This window comes from Streptomyces sp. BK340, from assembly GCF_007827595.1.
Taxonomy (GTDB): domain Bacteria; phylum Actinomycetota; class Actinomycetes; order Streptomycetales; family Streptomycetaceae; genus Streptomyces.
Genome location: NZ_VISR01000018.1, coordinates 149325 through 170196 on the forward strand (window position 1 = coordinate 149325; position 20872 = coordinate 170196).

19 protein-coding genes are annotated in these 20872 nt (G+C 72.1%); 4 read left to right on the forward strand and 15 right to left on the reverse strand.

Annotated features, from left to right (window positions below):
* Nucleotides 1–205: 205 nt before the first annotated feature.
* Both FB157_RS28510 and FB157_RS28515 read right to left on the reverse strand, forming a co-directional pair.
* On the reverse strand, nucleotides 206–3220 hold the full coding sequence (locus tag FB157_RS28510) for a bifunctional diguanylate cyclase/phosphodiesterase (protein ID WP_186581716.1): 3015 nt from the start codon (nucleotides 3218–3220) through the stop codon (nucleotides 206–208).
* A 372-nt stretch (nucleotides 3221–3592) separates the two neighbouring features.
* A complete protein-coding gene (locus FB157_RS28515) occupies nucleotides 3593–4546 on the reverse strand; it encodes a 2-hydroxyacid dehydrogenase (protein ID WP_186581717.1) in 954 nt (317 codons plus the stop codon).
* Nucleotides 4547–4620: 74 nt separating this feature from the next.
* Between FB157_RS28515 and FB157_RS28520 the strand changes: the two genes are divergently transcribed.
* Together FB157_RS28520 and FB157_RS28525 are read left to right on the forward strand one after the other, a co-directional pair.
* Nucleotides 4621–5619 carry an aldo/keto reductase gene (locus FB157_RS28520; protein ID WP_145883523.1) on the forward strand — a complete coding sequence of 333 codons (999 nt, stop codon included), beginning with the start codon at nucleotides 4621–4623 and terminating at the stop codon, nucleotides 5617–5619.
* Nucleotides 5620–5687: 68 nt separating this feature from the next.
* Nucleotides 5688–6851: a sorbosone dehydrogenase family protein gene (locus FB157_RS28525; RefSeq protein WP_145883524.1), complete on the forward strand. Its 1164-nt coding sequence runs from the start codon at nucleotides 5688–5690 to the stop codon at nucleotides 6849–6851.
* A gap of 20 nt (nucleotides 6852–6871) precedes the next feature.
* On the opposite strand, the gene FB157_RS28530 is transcribed toward FB157_RS28525, so the two are convergent.
* From FB157_RS28530 to FB157_RS28560, 7 genes are all read right to left on the reverse strand, one after another.
* Entirely contained in the window at nucleotides 6872–7069 is a 198-nt protein-coding gene (locus FB157_RS28530) for a DUF6191 domain-containing protein (RefSeq protein WP_145883525.1), read from the reverse strand.
* 36 nt (nucleotides 7070–7105) lie between these two features.
* Nucleotides 7106–10144: a helix-turn-helix transcriptional regulator gene (locus FB157_RS28535; RefSeq protein WP_145883526.1), complete on the reverse strand. Its 3039-nt coding sequence runs from the start codon at nucleotides 10142–10144 to the stop codon at nucleotides 7106–7108.
* A gap of 116 nt (nucleotides 10145–10260) precedes the next feature.
* A complete protein-coding gene (locus FB157_RS28540; RefSeq protein WP_145883527.1) occupies nucleotides 10261–10452 on the reverse strand; it encodes a hypothetical protein in 192 nt (63 codons plus the stop codon).
* 196 nt (nucleotides 10453–10648) lie between these two features.
* The gene (locus tag FB157_RS28545; protein WP_145883528.1) at nucleotides 10649–11242 is read right to left on the reverse strand and encodes a hypothetical protein; all 594 of its coding nucleotides are present in this window, start codon (nucleotides 11240–11242) and stop codon (nucleotides 10649–10651) included.
* Between the two features lie 35 nt (nucleotides 11243–11277).
* Nucleotides 11278–11853 (reverse strand): GNAT family N-acetyltransferase, encoded by a 576-nt coding sequence (locus FB157_RS28550; protein ID WP_145883529.1) that lies wholly within the window; start codon nucleotides 11851–11853, stop codon nucleotides 11278–11280.
* Complete coding sequence (locus FB157_RS28555) at nucleotides 11831–14062, reverse strand: MMPL family transporter (protein ID WP_145883530.1); 2232 nt, start codon at nucleotides 14060–14062, stop codon at nucleotides 11831–11833. Before FB157_RS28555 ends, FB157_RS28550 begins: the two co-directional genes overlap by 23 nt.
* Nucleotides 14063–14299: 237 nt before the next feature.
* Nucleotides 14300–14626, reverse strand: a complete 327-nt coding sequence (locus FB157_RS28560; RefSeq protein WP_145883531.1) for a hypothetical protein — start codon at nucleotides 14624–14626, stop codon at nucleotides 14300–14302.
* A gap of 76 nt (nucleotides 14627–14702) precedes the next feature.
* On the opposite strand from FB157_RS28560, the gene FB157_RS28565 reads away from it, so the two are divergent.
* A complete protein-coding gene (locus FB157_RS28565; RefSeq protein WP_391336373.1) occupies nucleotides 14703–15500 on the forward strand; it encodes a methyltransferase domain-containing protein in 798 nt (265 codons plus the stop codon).
* 58 nt (nucleotides 15501–15558) lie between these two features.
* Here FB157_RS28565 and gatB read toward each other — a convergent pair whose 3' ends face one another.
* From gatB to FB157_RS28595, 6 genes are all read right to left on the reverse strand, one after another.
* Nucleotides 15559–17073: an Asp-tRNA(Asn)/Glu-tRNA(Gln) amidotransferase subunit GatB gene (gene gatB, locus FB157_RS28570; protein ID WP_145883532.1), complete on the reverse strand. Its 1515-nt coding sequence runs from the start codon at nucleotides 17071–17073 to the stop codon at nucleotides 15559–15561.
* Nucleotides 17074–17089: 16 nt separating this feature from the next.
* The gene (locus tag FB157_RS28575; RefSeq protein WP_020942391.1) at nucleotides 17090–17329 is read right to left on the reverse strand and encodes a hypothetical protein; all 240 of its coding nucleotides are present in this window, start codon (nucleotides 17327–17329) and stop codon (nucleotides 17090–17092) included.
* Nucleotides 17326–18822, reverse strand: coding sequence for an Asp-tRNA(Asn)/Glu-tRNA(Gln) amidotransferase subunit GatA (gene gatA, locus FB157_RS28580; protein WP_145883533.1), 1497 nt, complete (start codon nucleotides 18820–18822; stop codon nucleotides 17326–17328). The genes FB157_RS28575 and gatA overlap by 4 nt, the downstream gene beginning before the upstream one ends.
* 2 nt (nucleotides 18823–18824) lie before the next feature.
* Nucleotides 18825–19121 (reverse strand): Asp-tRNA(Asn)/Glu-tRNA(Gln) amidotransferase subunit GatC, encoded by a 297-nt coding sequence (gene gatC / locus FB157_RS28585; protein ID WP_031117542.1) that lies wholly within the window; start codon nucleotides 19119–19121, stop codon nucleotides 18825–18827.
* A gap of 104 nt (nucleotides 19122–19225) precedes the next feature.
* The gene (locus FB157_RS28590; RefSeq protein ID WP_145883534.1) at nucleotides 19226–19720 is read right to left on the reverse strand and encodes a cupin domain-containing protein; all 495 of its coding nucleotides are present in this window, start codon (nucleotides 19718–19720) and stop codon (nucleotides 19226–19228) included.
* A gap of 32 nt (nucleotides 19721–19752) precedes the next feature.
* Nucleotides 19753–20124, reverse strand: coding sequence for a DUF4267 domain-containing protein (locus tag FB157_RS28595; protein WP_145883535.1), 372 nt, complete (start codon nucleotides 20122–20124; stop codon nucleotides 19753–19755).
* A gap of 87 nt (nucleotides 20125–20211) precedes the next feature.
* Here FB157_RS28595 and FB157_RS28600 point away from each other — a divergent pair, with 87 nt between their 5' ends.
* Nucleotides 20212–20853 (forward strand): TetR/AcrR family transcriptional regulator, encoded by a 642-nt coding sequence (locus tag FB157_RS28600; RefSeq protein ID WP_145883536.1) that lies wholly within the window; start codon nucleotides 20212–20214, stop codon nucleotides 20851–20853.
* The last annotated feature ends 19 nt before the right edge of the window (nucleotides 20854–20872 follow it).

Consider the following 20872-nt stretch of genomic DNA (forward strand, 5'->3'; position numbering starts at 1 on the left):
TTGTACGATGTACGACTGCGGTACGACAGGTGCCTGTGCAACAAAAAACCCCTCGTGCCGTAGGGCAAGCGAGGGGAGCGCGCCGGTGTGGTCGCTGGGGATTCCGGATCGTCCTCCGGTCGTTCCCAGCTCAGCCGACGCGCTGTCCAAGTACGAGAATTCGGGTGCGCATGGCACTGACCCTCCCCCCGACGCGCACCACGTGTCAAGTGGGTGGGACGGGAGTCTCATTATGTGAGCGAAGGGCACTGCCACCTCCGAAGACGGCGGACACACCTCCGGTGTACACCCCCGCTCCCCCGCCCGCGAACGCCGGCTCGGCCGGGGCGTGCGGAACGGGATAATGGCCTGATCCGAGCGCCCGGCGCAGCCGGTACTCGTCCAGCGGTCCCGCGAAGGCCATGCCCTGCCCATGGGTGCAGCCCATCGCGCGCAGCGCGACCACCTGCTCCGGCAGGTCGACGCCCTCGGCGACGGACTGCAGCCCGAGATCGCCGGCGATGCGCAGCAGCCCGCTGGTGATCTTGTGCAGCCGCGCGGACTCCACTACACCGTCGACCAGGCTGCGGTCGAGTTTGAGGATGTCGACGGGGAGCCTTCTGAGGGCCGTGATCGCCGCGTAGCCGCTGCCGAAGCCGTCGAGCGCGATCCGCACCCCGAGCCGGCTGAGCGCGGCCAGGCGCCGCTCCAGCTCGTCCAGCGAGGTCCTGGGGTCGGTGTCGGACAGCTCGATGACCAGCGCGCCGGGCGGCAGCCCGTGCCGGGTCAGCAGCGCCTCCAGGGGGCCGAGCGGTGTCGAGCGGTCCAGCAGCCGCCGGGCGCTCGTCCGGACGGCCACCGGCACCACGCTCCCGGTGGCGGCCCGCTCGGCCGCCTGCTCCACGGCCTCCTCCAGGATCCAGCGCTCCAGCTCGGCGGTCTTGTCGCCGTCCTCGGCCACCCGCAGGAACTCGGCCGGGGTGAACAGCACCCCCTGGGAGGAACGCCAGCGCGCCTGCGCGGAGACCGATGTGATCCGGCCGTTCTCCAGACAGACCACCGGCTGGTGCAGTAGCGCGAACTCGCCGTCGTGCAGCGCGGCGCGCAGCCGGGTGGCCAGCTCCGCCTTGCGTACGACGTCCTGCTGCATCTGCGGTTTGTACAGCTCGACACGGCCCTTTCCGGCCGACTTCGCGCGGTACATCGCGAGGTCGGCGTTGCGCAGCAGCTCGCCCGCGCCGAGGCCTGGTTCGGCGAAGGCGACCCCGATGGAGGCGTTGACACGGACATCGTTGCCGTCGATCGCGTACGGCTGGGAGAGGGTCACCCTGAGGCGGTCGGCGAGCTCCAGGATGTTCCGCTCCCGGGCGGCACGGTCACGGGTGCCGTCCCCGACGATCAGGGCCGCGAACTCGTCGCCGCCCAGCCGGGACGCGGTGTCCCCGTGCCGGACCGCGTCCTGGAGCCTGCGGGCGGCCTGGACGAGCAGCTCGTCCCCCGCCTGGTGCCCGATCGTGTCGTTGACGGCCTTGAAGCCGTCCAGGTCGATGAAGAGCACGGCCGTGCCCCTCAGGGCGGCGCCCCGGTCGGTGGCCCGGCGGCCGGACACGGCCTGCTGGACGCGCCTGGTGAACAGCGCGCGATTGGGCAGGTCGGTGAGCGGGTCGTGCTCGGCGTTGTGCTGCAACTGGGCCTGCAGCCGTACCCGTTCGGTCACGTCCCGGCTGTTGAAGATCAGGCCGCCGTGATGCCGGTTGACGGTCGACTCGACGTTGAGCCAGCCGCCCTCGCCCGAGCGGAAGCGGCACTCGATGCGTGTGGTGGGTTCCTCCAGCGGGCTGGCGGCGAGGAAGCGGCGCACCTCGTGCACCACGCAGCCCAGGTCCTCCGCGTGGATCAGGGCCGCCAGTTCGGTGCCCACCAGATCCTCGGCGGGCCGTCCGTAGACCCCGGCGGCGGCCGGGGAGACGTACCGGAGGATGCCGTTGGGCGCGGCGATCATGATGACGTCGCTGGAGCCCTGCACCAGGGAGCGGAAGTGGTTCTCCTTCTGCGCCAGTTCCTGGGTGAGGGAGATGTTGTCCAGCAGCATGATGCCCTGGCGCATGACGAGCGCCAGCACGACGCCGCCCGCGGTGATCAGCACGACGTGGTCGGGCCGGCGGCCGTTGAGGACGTTGTACAGGATGCCCAGGGTGCAGACCGCGGCGGCGAGGTACGGCGTGAGCGCGGCGAGGGAGCCGGTGAGCGGCCGGCCGGCCGGGTACCGGGTGTGCTCGCCGCCCGGCGCGGGCACGTGGGGGTGGCCGGTGCCGCGCTGGCCGGGCACGTGCTCGTGGACGACGCGCGTGTGCCCGTCCGGCACGTGCCGTTCGCCGTCCTGCGCTCCGGGGCGCCGGGGGGCGGCCCAGGGGGCGTAGGCGAGCAGCAGCGAACCGGCGAACCAGCCCGCGTCCAGCAGCTGTCCGGAGTGGTAGCTGCTGTGCAGCAGCGGCGAGGTGAACAGCGCGTCGCACATCACGGTCAGGGCGAGCGCGCCGATCGCGGTGTTCACCGCCGTGCGGTTGCCGGGGGTGCGGCGGAAGTGCAGGGCGAGGACCATGCTGACGAGCGCGATGTCGAGCAGCGGGTACGCCAGGGACAGCGCGGTGTGCGCGACGCTCGGGCCGTCGAACCGGGCCGCCTGGGCGAGCGCGAGGCTCCACGACAGGGTGAGCAGGGAGCCGCCGATCAGCCAGGCGTCCAGCGCCAGGCAGATCCAGCCCGCCCGTGTGACCGGCCGTTTGGCGAGGACCAGCAGGCCCACGATGGCGGGCGGCGCGAAGCACAGGAAGAACAGGTCGGCGTAGCTGGGGCTGGGCACGGGTCGTCCGAGGACCACCTCGTACCACCCCCAGACGGCGTTGCCCAGGGCGGCCATCGCCGACGAGAGCGCGAACAGCAGCCAGGCGGGGCGGAATCGGACCCGCGGGCTGCGTGCGTAGAAGAAACAGGAAACTGCGGCGGTGCCCGCCGCGGCGGTCAGCCCGAAGTCGCCCATGATCAGCGCGAGTTTGCCCGAACCCCAGTCGAACATGGAGCCGATGACATAGGCGCCGCAGACCAGGGCGAGGGCGAGCTGAAGGACCAGCCGCCTCCCGTCACCGGCGGCCGGCCGGCGGGGCGGCAGCGAGGCCCCCGGCGGGTGCGGTGTGCGCAGCGCGCCGTCGAGGGTGGTCGTCACGGAGGGCGGCGCGTTCACCGGGGCCTCCCGGTCCGCGCCGCTCCCGGGCCCCGTGGGTCCCGGTGCGCATTCCTCCTGCGGCCGCCCGGCCTGCGGTGGTGGCTGTGATGGCTCATGTGGTGGCCGCGTCTGCGCGCCGCCGTGCGCCAGGGTCGCCGTCGGCGGCTCCGCCGCGTCGGATCGTTCGTCCATAGGCCGTGCATCGCCCGTCGCCCCCCTCACAAATCTGAAATGTCCGTCCCCGGCGCCGTACGTCCCCGGCGCAGCCCCTGTCGGGACGATACACCAGTATCGTCACTCAGGGACATAGCTTCTCTACGCTCCGTGACGATCAACGGACATGCCGGCACGGTCTGCGTCCGGAAGATTGCGGAGGGTACCGGAAGCGGATTACGCCCCTGTTGTGAGGATCACGTTCCGCAGGGGCTCCTGGTTCACGAAACGGTTCAACTGGTCCACGAGCAGCCGCTTCGCGCGTGGCAGGAAGGCCGACGTGGGCCCGCCCACATGGGGGCTGATGAGCACGCCGGGCGCCTGCCACAAGGGGTGTCCGGGCGGCAGCGGCTCCGGGTCGGTCACGTCGAGGGCCGCCGTGATGCGCCCGTTCTCCAGCTCCGTGAGCAGCGCCTTGGTGTCGACGACCCCTCCCCGGGCGACATTGACGAGCAGCGCTCCGTCCTTCATGCGGGCCAGGAATTCCGCGTCCACCAGACCCTGGGTCTCCGCCGTCAAGGGCGTGCAGAGGATCACGACATCGGCTTCCGGAAGCAGTGAGGGCAATTCGGTGAGCGGGTGCACCAGACCGCGCGCCGTGGTGCGCCTGGAGCGCGCGACGCGCGCCACCCGCGCTACTTCAAAGGGCACGAGCCGGTCCTCCACGGCCGAGCCGATGGCGCCGTACCCGACGATGAGGACGCTCTTGTCCGCGAGGGCGGGGTGGAACGCGCTCTGCCAGCGCTCCTCCTGCTGCGCCCGGACGAACCCGGGGATGCCGCGCAGGGAGGCCAGGGTCAGGGTCAGCGCGAGTTCCGCCGTGCTCGCCTCGTGCACACCGCGCGCGTTGCACAGCTGTACGCCGGGCACGATCGCCGACAGCCGGGCGGTGACGTCGTCCACGCCCGCGGTGAGCGTCTGGATGACCTGAACACCGGTCAGATGTTCCAGGGGGCGCACCTTGACCGGCCACCGCTTCATGTACGGCACCACGTACACGACACAGTCCGCGGGGTCGCCCGGAAACCCCTGGTCGCCGTTCTCGCCCCCGTCCCAGAACAGGTACCGGAGCCCCTCGGGAAGCCCTTCGATCTCGTCCGGCGGGACGGGAAGCCACACGTCTGCACTCATGCCAGGAGGCTATGTCAGTCGTACAGGTGTGCAGAGGTTAGGTTGGGGTCCGGCACAGGGAGGTTCACGAGCAGGTGGAGCGCAGGACGATCGGCGCGGGGGCGCTCGCGGTGGGGGCCGTCGGACTCGGGTGCATGCCGATGAGCTGGGCGTACAACGGATCCCGGCAGCGGGGCGACGCATCGCTCAGAGCTGTTCACCGGGCGTTGGATCTGGGCTCGACCCTCCTGGACACGGCGGACATGTACGGCCCGTTCACCAATGAGCTGCTGCTGGGTCGGGTGCTGAAGGAGCGGCGCGAGGACGCCTTCGTGTCGACGAAGGTCGGGCTGCTCGTGGGCGAGCAGCACATCGTGGCCAACGGCCGCCCGGGATATGTGCGGCGGGCCTGCGACGCCTCGCTGCGGCGCCTGCAGACGGACGTGATCGACCTCTACCAGCTGCACCGCGCGGATCCCGAGGTCCCGGTCGAGGAGACGTGGGGCGCGATGGCCGAGCTGGTGCAGGCGGGGAAGGTACGGGCGCTGGGTGTGTGCGCGGTGGGTGCGCGCGGCGGGCGCCGCTCCGGGTCCCGGCTGTACGACCCGACGCTGCGCCAGCTCCAGCGGATGCAGCAGGTCTTCCCGGTGAGCGCGGTGCAGGCGGAGCTGTCGGTGTGGTCGCCGGAGGCGCTGGACGGGCTGCTGCCGTGGTGCGCGGCGCGGGGTGTGGGCTTCCTGGCGGCGATGCCGCTGGGCAACGGCTTCCTGACCGGCACCCTCACCCCGGGCGAGGGCTTCGAACCGGACGACCTGCGCGCCCGCCACCCCCGCTTCACGGCCGAGATGATGGCGGCCAACCAGCCGATCGTCGCCGGACTGCGCCGTGTCGCCCGCCGGCACGGCGAGGGCGTCACCGCGGCGCAGGTGGCACTGGCCTGGGTGCTCGCCCAGGGAGGCCAGGTGATCGCGCTGCCCGGCACCAAGCAGGAGCGCTGGGCCGAGGAGAACGCGGCGGCGGCCGCGCTGCGGCTGACCGCGCAGGACCTGGCGGAGGTGTCCCGGCTGCCGGCCGCACGGGGTTCCTGGGACTGAGCGCCCTGGCGGGGCCCGCAGTGGTGAGATGGGAGCAGCTGCCGCTGGATCACCGCCCCGAAGGGACCATGATCGTGCAACGTCGAGTCGTGACGGCCGTGTTGGCCGCGACCGCGCTCCTGCTCACGGCGGGCTGCTCCTCCGACGGTGGTGGCGGCGGGCCGAACGGCAGCGGGAGCGCGACCTCACCGGGGGCCGCCGCCTCCTCCGCCCGGGCCACGGAGTCGGCCGCTCCGGCCAAGGGCTCGGTGCGGGTGCTGCGCACGGTGGCCGAGGGGCTGAAGACGCCGTGGGGTCTGGCTCCGCTGCCCGGCGGCGGGCTGCTGGTCTCCTCCCGTGACGAGGGCACGATCACCCGGATCGACGAGAGGACGGGCCGGAAGACCGAGCTGGGCAAGGTCTCCGGGGTCTCCCCGGCGGGGGAGGGCGGCCTGCTGGGCATCGCCCTGTCGCCCGACTACGCCTCGGACCACATGATCTACGCCTACTTCACCTCGGCCTCGGACAACCGCATCGTCCGGATGCTGTACGACGAGCAGAAGCCGGCCGGCGAGCAGCTCGGCGCCCCCGACACGATCTTCAAGGGCATCCCCAAGGGAATCATCCACAACGGCGGAAGGATCGCCTTCGGCCCCGACGGGATGCTCTACGCGGGCACCGGCGAGAGCGGCAACCGCGGTCTGGCCCAGGACAAGAAGTCCCTGGGCGGCAAGATCCTGCGGCTGACCCCCGAGGGCGAGCCGGCCCCGGGCGACCCGTTCCCCGGCTCCCCCGTGTACTCGTACGGCCACCGGAACGTCCAGGGTCTGGCCTGGGACTCCAGGCAGCGCCTGTTCGCCTCGGAGTTCGGCCAGGACACCTGGGACGAGCTGAACGCGATCAAGCCGGGCGACAACTACGGCTGGCCTCAGGCGGAGGGCAGGTCGTCACGGGCCGGCTTCCACGACCCGATCGCCCAGTGGCACACCGACGAGGCCTCCCCCAGTGGGATCGCCTACGTCGACGGCGTCATCTGGACGGCCGCCCTCAAGGGCCGGCGCCTGTGGCGCGTCCCCCTGCGGGGCACCGGGGCCGCGGCGGCTCCCCAGGCCTTCCTCACCGGCGAGTACGGCCGTCTGCGCACGGTGGTCGCGGCGGGCGGCGACAAGGTGTGGCTGGTCACGAGCAACACGGACGGGCGGGGGACGCCGAAGAAGGGCGACGACCGGGTGCTGGAGGTGGAGGTGAAGTAGCCTCCCGGCTCATCCGTGGGTCACTCGTCGTCCTCCGCCTCGGCTTCCGGGGAGGGCGGCTTGGACCCGCGGACGACGACCTTCCCCGAGGCGAGGTCTATGGGTCCCCGGCTCGGATCGTTGTCCCCGACGTCCTCCCGGGTCAGCTCCAGGCGCTTCTCTTCGTCATGGGTGTGCTTGCGACTGGGTGCGAACAGTTCCTCGAAGGCGTTGAACACGGCTTCTCCCCCTTGCCGGTTTCCTCCAGCGTACGGTCAGCCCGGCGCTTCCGCGGTGAGCGGTTCGGCCGGGAACAGCCCCAGCCGGTGCGCCACGGCCGCAGCCTCGCCCCGGCCCGCGACGCCGAGCTTGGACAGGATGTTGGAGACGTGGACGCTCGCGGTCTTCGGGGAGATGAAGAGTTCCTCGGCTATCTGACGGTTGGTGCGGCCGGCCGAGACCAGGCGCAGGACGTCCCGCTCGCGGCTGGTGAGGCCGAGGCTCTCGGCGGGGTCGAGGGCCCCGGGGGGCGTGTGGCCGAGGGTGAGGCGGGCGCGCTGGGCGAGGCGGCCGACGGCGTCGGCGAGCGGGCGGGCGCCGAGGTGGCCGGCCACGGCACCGGCCAGACGGAGCAGTTCCGTGGCGCGGTGGCGCTCGTCGTCCCCGGCGGCCTCTTCGAGCAGGGCCTGGGCGAGTCGGCGGCGGACCCGGGCCAGGTCGTAGGGGCGGTCCAGGCACTCGAAGTCGGTGACCACGTCCGACCAGACCGCGGCGGTGTCGGTGCCACGGGCGCGGTGCAGTTCGGCGCGTGTCCAGCGCTCGTAGGCGTCCCAGACGGGTGCTCCGGTGGTGAGCTTCCGTGCGGCTTCGGCGAGCTTGTCGAGGACGGCGGCGCGGCCGTCGGCCGCCGCGGGCAGGGCGCGGCCGTCGGCCTCGGTGGTGGCGGCGGCCAGCAGCAGGGGCCAGCCGTAGCGCTGGGTGCCTGGTGGGAAGCCCGCCGCCAGGGCGCGGTCCAGCTCGACGCGGGCGTCGAGGAGCCGGCCCTCCTCGGCGGCGACGCCGATGGTGATGCGGCCCACGGGCAGCAGCACCTGGGGCATCGGATCGTGGGAACCGTAGTGGGTGAGCGCGATGGACAGCTGGCGGGCGGCCTCGGCGGCGTCGCCCCGGGCGAGGGCGATGTGGGCGAGGCGCAGGGCGCCGGCGCCCCGGGGTTTGGCGCTGGCCGCGGAACCGAGGGCGCCCGCGGCGGCTTCGGCGGCCTCGTCCCACTTGCCCAGCGCGTACAGCGAGTCGGAAAGGTTGCCGTAGATCCACGCCTCGGAGTCCAGCAGGCCGAACCTGCGGGCGAAGACGAGCCCCTCGCGCAGGATCGGCACGGCTTCCCGGGAGCGGCCGACCGAATCCAGCTCGGAAGGCAGGTTCACATACGCCCGGCCCACGACGTGGGCCACGCCCTCCTGGAGCGCAGCCTGCTTGACCCGGGCCATCTCCGCCAGTCCGGTCTCGACGTCACCCGAGTCGACCATGAGGGCGCCGAGGGTCAGCTGCGCGTTGAGCTCGATCTCACGGGCGTCCACCATCCGCGCGTACTCCACGGCCCGCTCGGCGGCGGCGAAGGCCTCGGAGCCGGGCTGATGGAGCATGGACCAGCTGGCCACGTTGGCCAGCACGTCGGCGTGCACCTCCGAGGGCGGCAGGCCGCGCACCAGGTCCTGGGCATTGGCGAGTTCCTGCCAGCCGTCGCCCCGGGCCAGGGCCTGGACCAGCCGGGACCGCTGCACCCAGAACCAGGCCGCGCGCAGCGGGTCGTGCTCGTCCTGGAGGAGCCGCAGGGCCTTCTTGGCGATCTTCAGGGCGCGTTCGCGCTCCCCGCAGAAACGGCCGGCGACCGCCGCCTCCGCCATCAGGTCGAGATAGCGCAGCGGGGTGGTGGCCGGGTCGCAGCCGCACGGCGGGTAGACGTCGGTGTAGTCGACCGGGCGCAGGGCGGCACGGACCTCCTCGGGGGCGGCGTCCCACAGCTCCATCGCCCGCTCCAGGAGCCGCAGTTGCTCGGTGTAGGCGTGCCGGCGGCGGGCCACGACGGAGGCGTCCAGGACGGCGGGCAGGGCCCGGGCGGCGTCGTGGGCGTGGTACCAGTAGCTGGCCAGGCGCATCACGCGGGCGTCGGCGGGGACGAGCGTGGGGTCGGTCTCGACGGCCTCGGCGTAGCGCCGGTTGAGCCGGGAGCGTTCGCCGGGGAGCAGGTCGTCGGCGACGGCCTCGCGGACCAGGGAGTGCCGGAAGCGGTAGCCGTCGCCGCCGGGGGTGGCGGTGAGGATGTTGGCGCCGACGGCGGCCCGCAGCGCCTCGATGAGGTCGTCCTCGACCAGCCGGGCCACGGCGGCGAGCAGCCGGTACTCGACGGTGGAGCCGCCCTCGGCGACGATCCGGGCGACCCCCTGGGCGCTCTCGGGCAGCGCCTCGACCCGGACCAGGAGCAGGTCGCGCAGGGAGTCCGTGAGCCCGGTGCAGCAGCCCTCGATGGCGGCGACGGCGAGTTCCTCGACGAAGAAGGCGTTGCCGTCGGACCGCTCGAAGATCTCGTCGACCTGGGCGGGATCGGGTTCGGCGGCGCGGATGCCGGCGATCTGGCGGCCGACCTCCTCGCGGGTGAAGCGGGCGAGTTCGATGCGGCGGACGGTGCGCAGCCGGTCGAGTTCGGCGAGCAGGGGGCGCAGCGGGTGGCGGCGGTGGATGTCGTCGGCGCGGTAGGTGGCGAGGACGAGGAGGCGGCCGGCGCGCAGGGTGCGGAAGAGATAGGCGAGGAGGTGGCGGGTGGAGGCGTCGGCCCAGTGCAGGTCCTCCAGGACGAGCACGACGGTGTGCGCGGCGGCGACCCGCTCCAGCAGCCGGGCGGTGAGTTCGAACAGGCGGGCCATGCCCTGCTCGTCGTGGCGGCTGGAGGTGGCCTCGCCCAGCTCGGGCAGCAGCCGGGCCAGTTCCTCCTCCTGTCCGGCGCCGGCGGCGGCGAACTCCTCGGGCAGGGCTTCGCGCAGGGCGCGCAGCGCGGTGGAGAAGGGGGCGAAGGGCAGTCCGTCGGCGCCGATCTCCACACAGCCGCCGACGGCGACGACGGCGGCACGGCGGCAGGCGGCCGCGGCGAACTCCTCGACGAGGCGGGTCTTGCCGACCCCCGCCTCTCCGCCGAGCAGCAGCGCCTGCGGCTCGCCCGCGGCGGCACGGGCGAGCGCGTCGTTCAAGGTGTCCAACTCGTCGGTGCGGCCGACGAACACGGGACTCACGGACCTGGTCTCCACGGGCCCGAGCATCGCACGAGGTCCGGACGGCGGTGCACCCGTTTTCCACAGCTCCGGTGCGATCGTCGTACGAATCTGGGGCGGAGGACGGCCGACCCCCGTGCGGCCGCCCTCCACCCTGCCCGCGCTCACGCGGTGCGCGCGAGCCGGTGCCTGCGACGACGGTCGGTATGGGTCTCGGCATCCGCGGTGCTGTGCAGTGCGGCCTCCTCGCGGCGGGCGGTGCGACGGGAGCGCCGGACCTCGCGGGCGAGGCGCTCCTGTGCGGCCGCCCGCAGCAGCTCGGTGGAACGCACCCGGTGGAGTTCGTACTCGTACATGATCTGTCCTTCGGGAGAGGTGGTTTCGTGCTTCGCTTTCTGCGATGTCTCCACCTTCGTCTCCCAGGGGGGTGCGCCACATCGGGAGAGTTCCGCATCTTCGCGCGCGCGGGTGGCCGTTGACGCGCGTAAGGGGCCTCAGAGACTCCGTAAGGTACCTACGGATTCCCTAAGGCCCCTTGGGACCTGCGGTTTCTCAGCCCGTCGAGGGCAGGGCGAGCAGCGCGTCGGAGTACTTCAGGATGGCCAGGAGCAGGCCGATGACGCCGAGCGAGACACCCGCCCAGGCGACCGACTTGATCCAGGCGGCCTGCGGGCGGCCGGGGACGCCGAACGCGGGCCGGGCGAGCACGACCACGCCGGTGATCAGCGCGGCCAGCGCGAACAGGCCGGCCCACAGGGCGGTGGTGTGCCAGGCGTCGCCGTAGACCTCCTTGACCTGCTTGGCGACGCTCGCCGAGGACGAGGTCCGGAGCTGGCCGACGAGGGTCTCGCGGGCGGCCGCGACCGTGCCGATCCAGCCGCCGCTGAGCGAGACCAGGCCCAGTGCGGCGGAGACGACGGCACCGGCGCCCTGGCCGACCCCGGCGGGGGTCTTCTCCTGAGGCGCCGGCTCGGGCTCCCCGCCCTCCCCGGTGTCTTCCCCGGTGCTCTCGTCGGTGCTCTCGCCGGTCAGCTGCCCGTCCGGTTCCGCGGTGTCCGTCCCGGCCACCGCCTCGGCAGCCGCGGCCGTCTCCTGCGGTGCCTGCTCGTCGTCGGTCTTGGTGAGGTCCTCAGTCTTCGTTGCCATGCCCGGCACCGTACGGACGCAGTCTGAGAGGTCTCTTAATGATCGTCGTGCGCGCCACGCGCGCGTGCGGCCCGCCACTCCGGGGCCAGCACCGCCCAGAGCTCGGTGTTCGCGCGCACGCCCCGGTGCGGGTAGTTCTCCCGCAGGACGCCCTCGCGGCTCATGCCGAGGCGCCTGGCCACGTTGAGGCTGCCCTCGTTGGCGGCGGAGGCGTACCACTCCACGCGGTGCATGCCGCGCTCGTCGAACGCCCAGTCCAGCAGCACCCGCATGCCGCGCGTGACGAGGCCGCGCCCGGCCGCCGCCGGTTCCAGCCAGCAGCCGGCCTCGCAGACCCCGCCCGGGGTGTCCCAGACGCGGAACAGCAAGCCGCCGACGAGCTTTCCGTCCAGCCAGATCCCGTGCAGGCTGCCCGCGTCGGCGGCGCGCTTGTCGGCGTACGACTTCACCCAGGACCTGGCACCCGCCAGGTCGGACACCGCGTCCGCCAGACCGATGTGCCGGCCTATGTACTCCCGCCCCCGGTCGATGTTCGCGAGGACCTCCTCGGCGTGCCAGACCTCCAGGGGGCGCAGTTCGGCGCCGTCCTCACCCAGGGATGTCGCGTACATCGCGCTGCTGCTCCTCCCGCAGTTCCTCCATGGACACCCTGCTGAGCCTCTCATGCGCGGCACGGCACTCGGGCGGCTCGATGCTGATACGCGGCAGCCTGCGCTCCAGCCAGCCGGGCAGCCACCAGTTGGCGGCACCGAGCAGGTGCATCAGGGCGGGCACGAGCAGGGTGCGCAGGACGAAGGCGTCGAGGGCCACGGCGGAGGCGAGCGCGATGCCGAACATGGCGATCACGCGGTCCCCGCTGAGCACGAAGGCGAGGAAGACCGAGATCATGATGACCGCGGCCGAGTTGATCACCCGGCTGGTCTCGGCGAGTCCGACGCGCACGGCCCGCCGGTTGTCACCGGTCTCCAGCCACTCCTCGTACATCCGGCTGACCAGGAAGACCTGGTAGTCCATGGACAGCCCGAACAGCACCGAGACCATGATCACGGGCAGGAACGGCTCGATGGGGCCCTCCCGGCCGAGACCGAGCGGTTCGCTGCCCCAGCCCCACTGGAAGACGGCGACGACGATGCCGAAGGCGGCGGCCACGGCGGCGATGTTCATCGCGGCGGCCTTCAGCGGGATGCCGAGCGAACGGAAGGCGACCAGCAGCAGCAGACAGCCGAGCCCGATCACCACGCCGATGAACAACGGCAGTTTGCCCACGATCACATCAGCGAAGTCGTCGTAGCTCGCCGTCACTCCGCCGACGTGCACGTCGAGCGAGGTTCCGGTCTCCGCGCGCGGGAGCACCTCGGTGCGCAGCCGGTCGACGAGGTCGCTGGTGCGCTGCGACTGGGGCGCGGAGTCGGGGACCACGGTGAGGTAGGCGGTGTCGCCGCCGGAGTCGTACGTCACCGGGGTGACCTGGGCGACGCCCCGGGTGGAGCGCAGGGTGGTGTCGAGGCCGTCCAGGACGAGCTTGTCGTCGCCGCCGTCCACCCGGGTCACCAGGGTCAGCGGACCGTTCACGCCGGGGCCGAAGCCCTGCGCGAGGAGGTCGTAGGCCTGCCGTGTGGTGGACGAACGGGGGTCGTCGCCCTGGTCGGAGGTGCCGAGGTGGAGGGAGAGCGTGGGCAGCGCGAGCAGGGCGATGACGGCGACGGCGAGGGAGCCGAGCAGCTTGGGCCGGCGCTCCACGAACGCGGACCAGCGGGCGGCGAGACCGGTGGGCAGCTCGGGCCGCGGCCCGCGCCGGGCCAGCCGGCGCCGCTCACGGCGGCTGAGCGCGCGCGGTCCGATACAGGCCAGCAGGGCGGGCAGCAGGGTGACTGAGGCCGCGACGGTGAGGACGACGGTCAGCGACGCGGCGACGGCCACCCCGTCGAGGAAGCCCAGGCGCAGTATCAGCATGCCCAGCAGGGCGATGCACACGGTCGCACCCGCGAACACGACCGCGCGTCCGGTGGTGGCCACGGCGTTCGTGGCGGCCTCGGTGACGCTCAGACCGCGTTTCAGACCGCGCCGGTGCCTGGTCACGATGAACAGCGCGTAGTCGATGCCGACGCCGAGCCCGATCAGCAGGCCGAGCATGGGCGCGAAGTCGGCGACGGTCATGGCGTGTCCGAGCAGCCCGATGCCGGCGTACGCCGTGCCGACGCCGACCAGCGCGGTGGCGATCGGGAGCAGCGAGGCGGCGAGCGAGCCGAAGGCGAGGAACAGCACCACGGCCGCGACCGCCACGCCGACCACCTCGGCCGTGTGCCCGCGCGCGGACTCGGTGAGCCCGATGGCGCTGCCGCCCAGCTCCACCCGCAGCCCGTCCCGTTCGGCGGCCCTGGCGGTGCGCACGACCGCCTCGGCCTCGGACTTGCCGATGTGCTCGGCCTGCTGGGCGAAGGTGACGGTGCCGTAGGCCGTGTGTCCGTCGGCGCTGATCCGGTGGGCGCCGTGACGGCCGTACGGCCCGGACACGGAGGCCACTCCCGGCAGGTCGGCGATCCGGTCGAGGGTGCGCGTCATGGTCCGCCGTACGGCGTGCGAGCGGACGGTGCCGTCGGTGGTGTGCCACACGACGGTGTCGCTGTCGCCGCCCAGGCCCGGGAAGCCCTCCTCGAGCAGCCGCGTGGCGCGTCCCGACTCGGTGCCGGGGACCTCGTAGTCGTTCGAGTACGCAGAACCGGCCGCGGCGGCGGCCGCACTGACCCCGCCGAAGGCGAGCAGCCACAGCAGGACGGTGATCAGGCGGTGGCGGACACACCACCGCGCGAGGGCTGCCACGGACGTGCTCCCGGGGGACGATTTGTGGATCTTTGGCAGGGAACCATCGTCCATAAACTGAACAGCCCGCAAAGAACGAATGAGCAACGCGGGACACTCTTGCAGGCGAAAGTGATCGTTTGCCGCGTTCGTGGGTTTATTCACAGGAGTGGGAGGGACGTCACAGGACAATCAGGTGAACTCTGTCGTCCCTGCGGGTACCTTGGCGCGCTTCGCGACGCCGCTGCGCGCGACGTCTCAGTCGAACTGGTCGCCCAGTGCCATGACCATCGTCCCCAGGATCAGCAGCCACAGCGCACGGCGGGTACGGCCCCTGGCACCGAGGACCGCGGCGAAGGCGCAGACGGCGGCGCCGAGGGCGTACGCGGCCGGTACGAGGGCCGGGGCGGAGCCGGTGAGCCGCAACACCGCGGCGGCCAGCCCGGCCAGACACAGCAGCACACCGGTGCCGGAGGCGATCCAGCGGGCCCGGCGGGCGTCCGAGACGTCGTCCGCCGGCTCCTCCACGTCGGATATGACGGGTTCGGCGTCGGTAGCGGTGTCGGAATCGGTGCGTCCACTCATGGCGGGCGAGCGTAGCGCGTCCGGCCCGGGAAACCTGATGCGGGGCTGTGCCCCCGGCTGCTACCCATGGTCGCTTGTGACCGAGACAGCGAACACACCGGACGAACTCACCAGCCGCCTCACCCACCCCCGCCGTCCCCGCAGCAGCCGTTACGACGCCCGCTGGGCCATCGAGAACCAGATGGGTCCGCACGCGCTGTGGCTGCTGGAGTGGCTGGCACCCACGCTCGGGCTGGACCAACTGCGGCCCGGCGCCCGGGTGCTCGACCTCGGCTGCGGCCGCGCGATGACCTCCGTCTTCCTGGCCAGGGAGTACGGCGTCCAGGTCACCGCCGCCGACCTGTGGGTGAAGCCCGACGAGAACGCCGTACGCATCGCCGAGGCGGGCGTGGCCGACCGCGTGCTGCCCGTGCACGCCGAGGCCCACGCCCTGCCGTTCGGCGAGGGCGGCTTCGACGCGATCGTGTCCGTCGACGCCTACCAGTACTTCGGCACCGACGATCTGTACCTGCCCACGCTGACCCGGCTGCTGAAGCCGGGCGGGCGGATCGGCGTCGTCGTGCCGGCACTTCGGGAGGAGCCGACGGGCACCGAGCCGCCGGAGCACCTGAAGCCCTGGTGGGAGCCCGACTTCTGGTGCTTCCACTCCCCCGGCTGGTGGCGGCGCCACTGGACCCGCAGCGGGGCCGTCGAGGTCGAGGCGGCCGACTGGCAGCCGCACGGCTGGCGGGACTGGCTGCTGTGGTGCGAGGTGGTCGCGGAGGAGAGCACGGACGACTTCCACGTCCGGATGGCCGGCCGGTGCGCGGAGATGCTCCGCGCGGACCAGGGGCGCGCCCTCGGGTTCGTACGGGTCGTCGGGCGCCGCCCGTAGACACATGCCTGGGGGGACACGCCGGTTCCGGTGTGTCCCCCCAGGGAGTGAACGAACGTCAGCCCTCGCTGACGCCCAGCCTCTCCAGGATCAGTTCCTTGACGCGGGCCGCGTCGGCCTGACCCCGGGTCGCCTTCATGACCGCGCCGACCAGGGCGCCGGCCGCGGCCACCTTGCCACCGCGGATCTTGTCCGCGATGCCCGGGTTGCCGGCGATGGCCTCGTCGACGGCCGTGCCGAGGGCCGAGTCGTCGGAGACGACCTTCAGGCCGCGCTTGTCGACGACCTCGTCCGGGGTGCCCTCGCCCGCGAGGACGCCCTCGATGACCTGGCGGGCCAGCTTGTCGTTCAGGTCGCCGGAGCTGACCAGCTCGGTGACCCGGGCGACCTGCGCCGGCGTGATGGGCAGCTCGTCCAGCGACTTGCCCGACTCGTTGGCGCTGCGCGCCAGTTCGCCCATCCACCACTTGCGGGCGGAGGCCGCGTCGGCACCGGCCTCGATCGTGGCGACGATCGGGTCCAGCGCGCCGGCGTTCAGGATCGCCTGCATGTCGGTGGCCGAGATGCCCCACTCCGCCAGCAGGCGGGTGCGGCGGGCCAGCGGCATCTCCGGCAGCGCGGCGCGGATCTCCTCGACCCACTCGCGCGAGGGCGCCACCGGGACGAGGTCGGGCTCCGGGAAGTACCGGTAGTCCTCGGCCTCCTCCTTCACTCGGCCCGAGGTCGTCGACCCGGTGTCCTCGTGGAAGTGGCGGGTCTCCTGGACGATCGTGCCGCCGGAGGAGAGCACGGCCGCGTGGCGCATGATCTCGAACCGGGCCGCACGCTCCACGGAGCGCAGCGAGTTGACGTTCTTCGTCTCGGAGCGCGTGCCGAACTTCTCGCTGCCCTTGGGCATCAGCGACAGGTTGACGTCGCAGCGCATCTGGCCCATCTCCATGCGGGCCTCGGAGACGCCGAGGGCACGGATGACCTCGCGCAGCTCACGGACGTACGCCTTCGCCACCTCGGGGGCACGGTCGCCGGCACCGACGATCGGCTTGGTGACGATCTCGATGAGCGGGATGCCCGCGCGGTTGTAGTCGAGGAGGGAGTGCTGGGCGCCGTGGATACGGCCCGTGGCACCGCCGACGTGCGTCGACTTGCCGGTGTCCTCCTCCATGTGGGCGCGCTCGATCTCCACGCGGAAGGACTCGCCGTCCTCCAGCTGCACGTCGAGGTAGCCGTTGAAGGCGATGGGCTCGTCGTACTGGGAGGTCTGGAAGTTCTTCGGCATGTCCGGATAGAAGTAGTTCTTCCGGGCGAAGCGGCACCACTCGGCGATCTCGCAGTGGAGCGCGAGACCGATCTTGATCGCGGACTCGACGCCGGTCGCGTTGACGACCGGGAGCGCGCCGGGCAGGCCGAGGCAGGTCGGGCAGGTCTGCGAGTTGGGCTCGGCGCCCAGCTCGGTCGAACACCCGCAGAACATCTTGGTCTTGGTGCCGAGTTCGACATGGACCTCGAGGCCCATGACGGGGTCGTACGACGCCAGCGCGTCCTCGTACGACACCAGGTCGGTCGTGGTGGTCACGGTGAAAACTTCCCTCTCAGCCCAGCAGGACGTCGTCGTCGCCCAGCCGCTTCAGCTCGCGGTAGAGGATGGCGAGGCCGGTGACGATCGCGACGGCGGACACGGTGGCGTCGATCAGCCGCAGCGTGTCGTGCTCGGCGCGCGCCTTCTTGATCTGCTTGGCCACACCGAACGCGCCGAACGCGGTCCCGGCCATCGACAGGTACGTGCCGGACTTCGACTTCTTGAAGCCCTTGGCCTTGTTCAGTGCACTCACAGCGACGGAGCCTCCTCGAGCAACGGGTGCCCCCACTTTTCCACGAAGGCGGCCTCGACGGCGGCGCCGACCTTGTAAAGACGGTCGTCCTTCAGCGCCGGGGCGATGATCTGCAGGCCGACCGGGAGGTTGTCCTCCGGGGCGAGACCGCAGGGCAGCGACATTGCCGCGTTGCCCGCCAGGTTGGTCGGGATGGTGCACAGGTCCGCGAGGTACATCGCCATCGGGTCGTCGGCGCGCTCGCCGATCGCGAAGGCGGTGGTCGGGGTCGTCGGGGAGACGATCACGTCGACCTGCTCGAAGGCCTTCTCGAAGTCGCGCGTGATGAGCGTGCGAACCTTCTGCGCCGAGCCGTAGTAGGCGTCGTAGTAGCCGCTCGACAGCGCGTACGTGCCGAGCATGATGCGGCGCTTGACCTCGGGGCCGAAGCCCGCCTCCCGGGTGAGGGAGGTGACCTCCTCGGCCGAGTGGCTGCCGTCGTCGCCGGTCCGCAGGCCGTAGCGCAGGCCGTCGAAGCGGGCGAGGTTGGAGGAGCACTCGGACGGGGCGATCAGGTAGTACGCCGACAGCGCGAGGTCGAAGGACGGGCAGTCCAGCTCGACGATCTCGGCGCCCAGCTCCTTGAGCAGCGCGACCGACTCGTCGAAGCGCTGGATGACGCCGGCCTGGTAGCCCTCGCCGCGGAACTGCTTGACCACGCCGACCCGCATGCCCTCGACGCTGCCGTTGCGCGCGGCCTCGACCACCGGCGGGACGGGGGCGTCGATGGAGGTGGAGTCGAGCGGGTCGTGCCCGGCGATGACCTCGTGCAGCAGGGCCGCGTCCAGGACCGTACGGGCGCAGGGGCCGCCCTGGTCCAGGGAGGACGAGAAGGCCACCATGCCGAAGCGGGAGACCGCGCCGTACGTCGGCTTCACGCCGACGGTGCCGGTGACGGCGGCCGGCTGGCGGATGGAGCCGCCGGTGTCGGTGCCGATGGCCAGCGGGGCCTGGAAGGAGGCGAGAGCGGCGCTGGAGCCGCCGCCGGAGCCGCCGGGGATCTTGGTGAGGTCCCAGGGGTTGCCGGTCGGGCCGTAGGCGCTGTTCTCGGTGGAGGAGCCCATGGCGAACTCGTCCATGTTGGTCTTGCCGAGGATGACGACGTCGGCGGCCTTCAGCCGCTTGGTGAGCGTCGCGTCGTACGGCGGGATCCAGCCCTCGAGGATCTTCGAGCCGACGGTCGTCGGCACGCCCTCGGTGGTGAAGATGTCCTTGAGTGCGAGCGGGACGCCGGCCAGCGGGCCGAGCTTCTCGCCGCGGGCCCGCTTCTCGTCGACGGCGCGGGCCTGCGCGAGCGCGCCCTCACGGTCGACGTGCAGGAAGGCGTGGACCTTCTCGTCCACCGCCTCGATGCGGGCCAGGTGGGCCTCGGTGACCTCGACGGCCGTCAGCTCGCCGGAGGCGATCTTCTCGGCGGTCCGGGCCGCGGTGAGCTTGATGATGCTGTCCGTCATGGTCAGTCCTCCCCCAGGATCTGCGGCACCTTGAAACGCTGCTGCTCCTGGGCCGGGGCGCCGGAGAGCGCCTGCTCGGGGGTGAGCGAGGGACGGACCTCGTCCGGCCGCATGACGTTCGTCAGCGGGAGCGGGTGCGAGGTCGGCGGTACGTCTTGGTCGGCGACCTCGCTGACGCGGGCGACCGCGCCGATGATGTCGTCGAGCTGGCCTGCGAAGTGGTCGAGTTCTTCGGGCTTCAGCTCCAGACGCGCCAGCCGGGCGAGGTGGGCGACCTCCTCGCGCGTGATGCCAGGCATGCAGCGATCCTCTGGGGTGAGTGTGTGTGGTTAGGGCCCAATCCTATGGGGCGGGCCCCGGTGCCCGTGAAACGGTTTGCCGGGGCCCCTCCGAGAGCACTCCGTCAGCGCCGCCTCGCGTCCCAGATCTCACTCTTCAGGAAGTGGTTGTCGTACAGCTCCTGCACGTCCAGGAGGCTCTCCGGAGGGACCTCGCCGAGGGCTATGCGCTGCAGGTGGCGGAAGTACTCGAAGCGCTCGACGCCCGGTGTGATGACGATGAGCAGGTCGGCGTCGGCGCCGGGTACGGCGGCGAAGGCGTGCGGCTTGCCGGGCGGGACGATGACGAGGTCGCCCGGGCCGGCGGTGACGACGTCCTCGCCGGAGAGGATGTCGGCGGCGCCGTCCAGCAGGAAGAACATCTCGGCGGAGTTGTCGTGCCAGTGCGGCCTGGCACCGTCGGCGCCCGCCGTGAGGGTGACGCGCTGGGTGGACAGCGCGCCGCCGGTCCGGCTGCTGTCGGCCAGCAGGCGCACGGTGGTGGGCGCTCGGCCGACGACCTCGGCCTCGGCGTCTCGGACGATCACGGACTCGTCGAACTTCGGAACGAACAGCGACATCCGGAAACCCCCTGGTGACGATGGTGCCGTGGTCAGACGAGGAAGAGCAGCACGGCGCTGATCAGTACAACGACCGCGGTGGCGAAGTGGATCCCGAAGGCGACGGCCTTCGTACCGCCGCTGCGCAGGACTATCAGCGTGTCGCTGAGCGGGACAAGGGCCACGCAGACCATGAACCAGGCCTCGGCCTGCGCCCCGGCGAAGGCCAGCAGCGCAAGGCCGACGAGTCCGAAGGTGCCGTCCCGCATGCCCTTGATCGTGAGGTAGGGGCCGGCGTCGCCGTCCGGCCGGGCGGGGGCGCCGTAGCCGGCCGCGGCGGAGGCGGGCTGGAACAGGAATCGATATCCGAGGAAGACGCAGAACAGGTCGAGCACGACGGCCAGGGTGTATGCGGTGACGGTCACGTGCCTTCTCCTTGCTAGCAGCGCTAGGGACAAGAGTGAAGCTACCAGAGCGTCGACAGAAGTGCTAGCGGCGCTAGAATCACGGCCATGCCGATCCAGACGCGCCGGGAGCGCGAACGAGCGGAACGCGAGCGGCTGATCATGACGGCCGCACGGGAACTGGCGGAGGCGGAGGGCTGGGACGCGGTGACCACACGACGGCTGGCCGCCGAGATCGAGTACAGCCAGCCGGTCCTCTACAGCCACTTCAAGGGCAAGAGCGCGATCGCGGCGGCGGTCGTGGTGCAGGGCTGCGCGGACCTGGCGGCCGAGCCGGCCTCGGCGCGCGCCGAGGCACGGGGCGTGCGGGAGTCGCCGGCGGCGGTGGCGGAGACGTACATGTCCTTCGCGCGGCGCCGGTCGGCCCTCTACGCCGCGATGTGCACCCCCCTCGTGAACCTGCCGTTCGCCACGGAGGAGGCGCCGGAGCCGGTGCGGGCGGCGTTCGGCGAGCTGTTCGCCGCCGTGCAGCCGATCGCGGCCGAGGGCGACGACCCCGACCTGCTGACGGAGACGTTCTGGACGGGGCTGCACGGGCCGGCGACGCCGATGCGCAGTGGCCGGCTGCCGGAGCACGCGCACGAAAGGCGGTTGGCATTGCTGATCGGCCGCTTCGCGGGCGGCGGAGCACCGGCAGCCGCCGACGGCGGTCGGCCCCACGGGAGACGGCACCGCGCGACCGGGCTGTGACGGACAGGCGGGTGGGAGA

Coding starts and splice junctions, on each gene's coding strand:
- FB157_RS28545 (WP_145883528.1), bottom strand. CDS start 11,242: ATGGCAACGAAGACTGAGGACCTCACCAAGACCGACGACGAGCAGGCA.
- FB157_RS28525 (WP_145883524.1), top strand. CDS start 5,688: ATGATCGTGCAACGTCGAGTCGTGACGGCCGTGTTGGCCGCGACCGCG.
- FB157_RS28515 (WP_186581717.1), bottom strand. CDS start 4,546: ATGAGTGCAGACGTGTGGCTTCCCGTCCCGCCGGACGAGATCGAAGGG.
- FB157_RS28540 (WP_145883527.1), bottom strand. CDS start 10,452: ATGTACGAGTACGAACTCCACCGGGTGCGTTCCACCGAGCTGCTGCGG.
- gatC (WP_031117542.1), bottom strand. CDS start 19,121: ATGCCTGGCATCACGCGCGAGGAGGTCGCCCACCTCGCCCGGCTGGCG.
- FB157_RS28590 (WP_145883534.1), bottom strand. CDS start 19,720: ATGTCGCTGTTCGTTCCGAAGTTCGACGAGTCCGTGATCGTCCGAGAC.
- gatA (WP_145883533.1), bottom strand. CDS start 18,822: ATGACGGACAGCATCATCAAGCTCACCGCGGCCCGGACCGCCGAGAAG.
- FB157_RS28600 (WP_145883536.1), top strand. CDS start 20,212: ATGCCGATCCAGACGCGCCGGGAGCGCGAACGAGCGGAACGCGAGCGG.
- FB157_RS28535 (WP_145883526.1), bottom strand. CDS start 10,144: ATGCTCGGGCCCGTGGAGACCAGGTCCGTGAGTCCCGTGTTCGTCGGC.
- FB157_RS28550 (WP_145883529.1), bottom strand. CDS start 11,853: ATGTACGCGACATCCCTGGGTGAGGACGGCGCCGAACTGCGCCCCCTG.
- FB157_RS28560 (WP_145883531.1), bottom strand. CDS start 14,626: ATGAGTGGACGCACCGATTCCGACACCGCTACCGACGCCGAACCCGTC.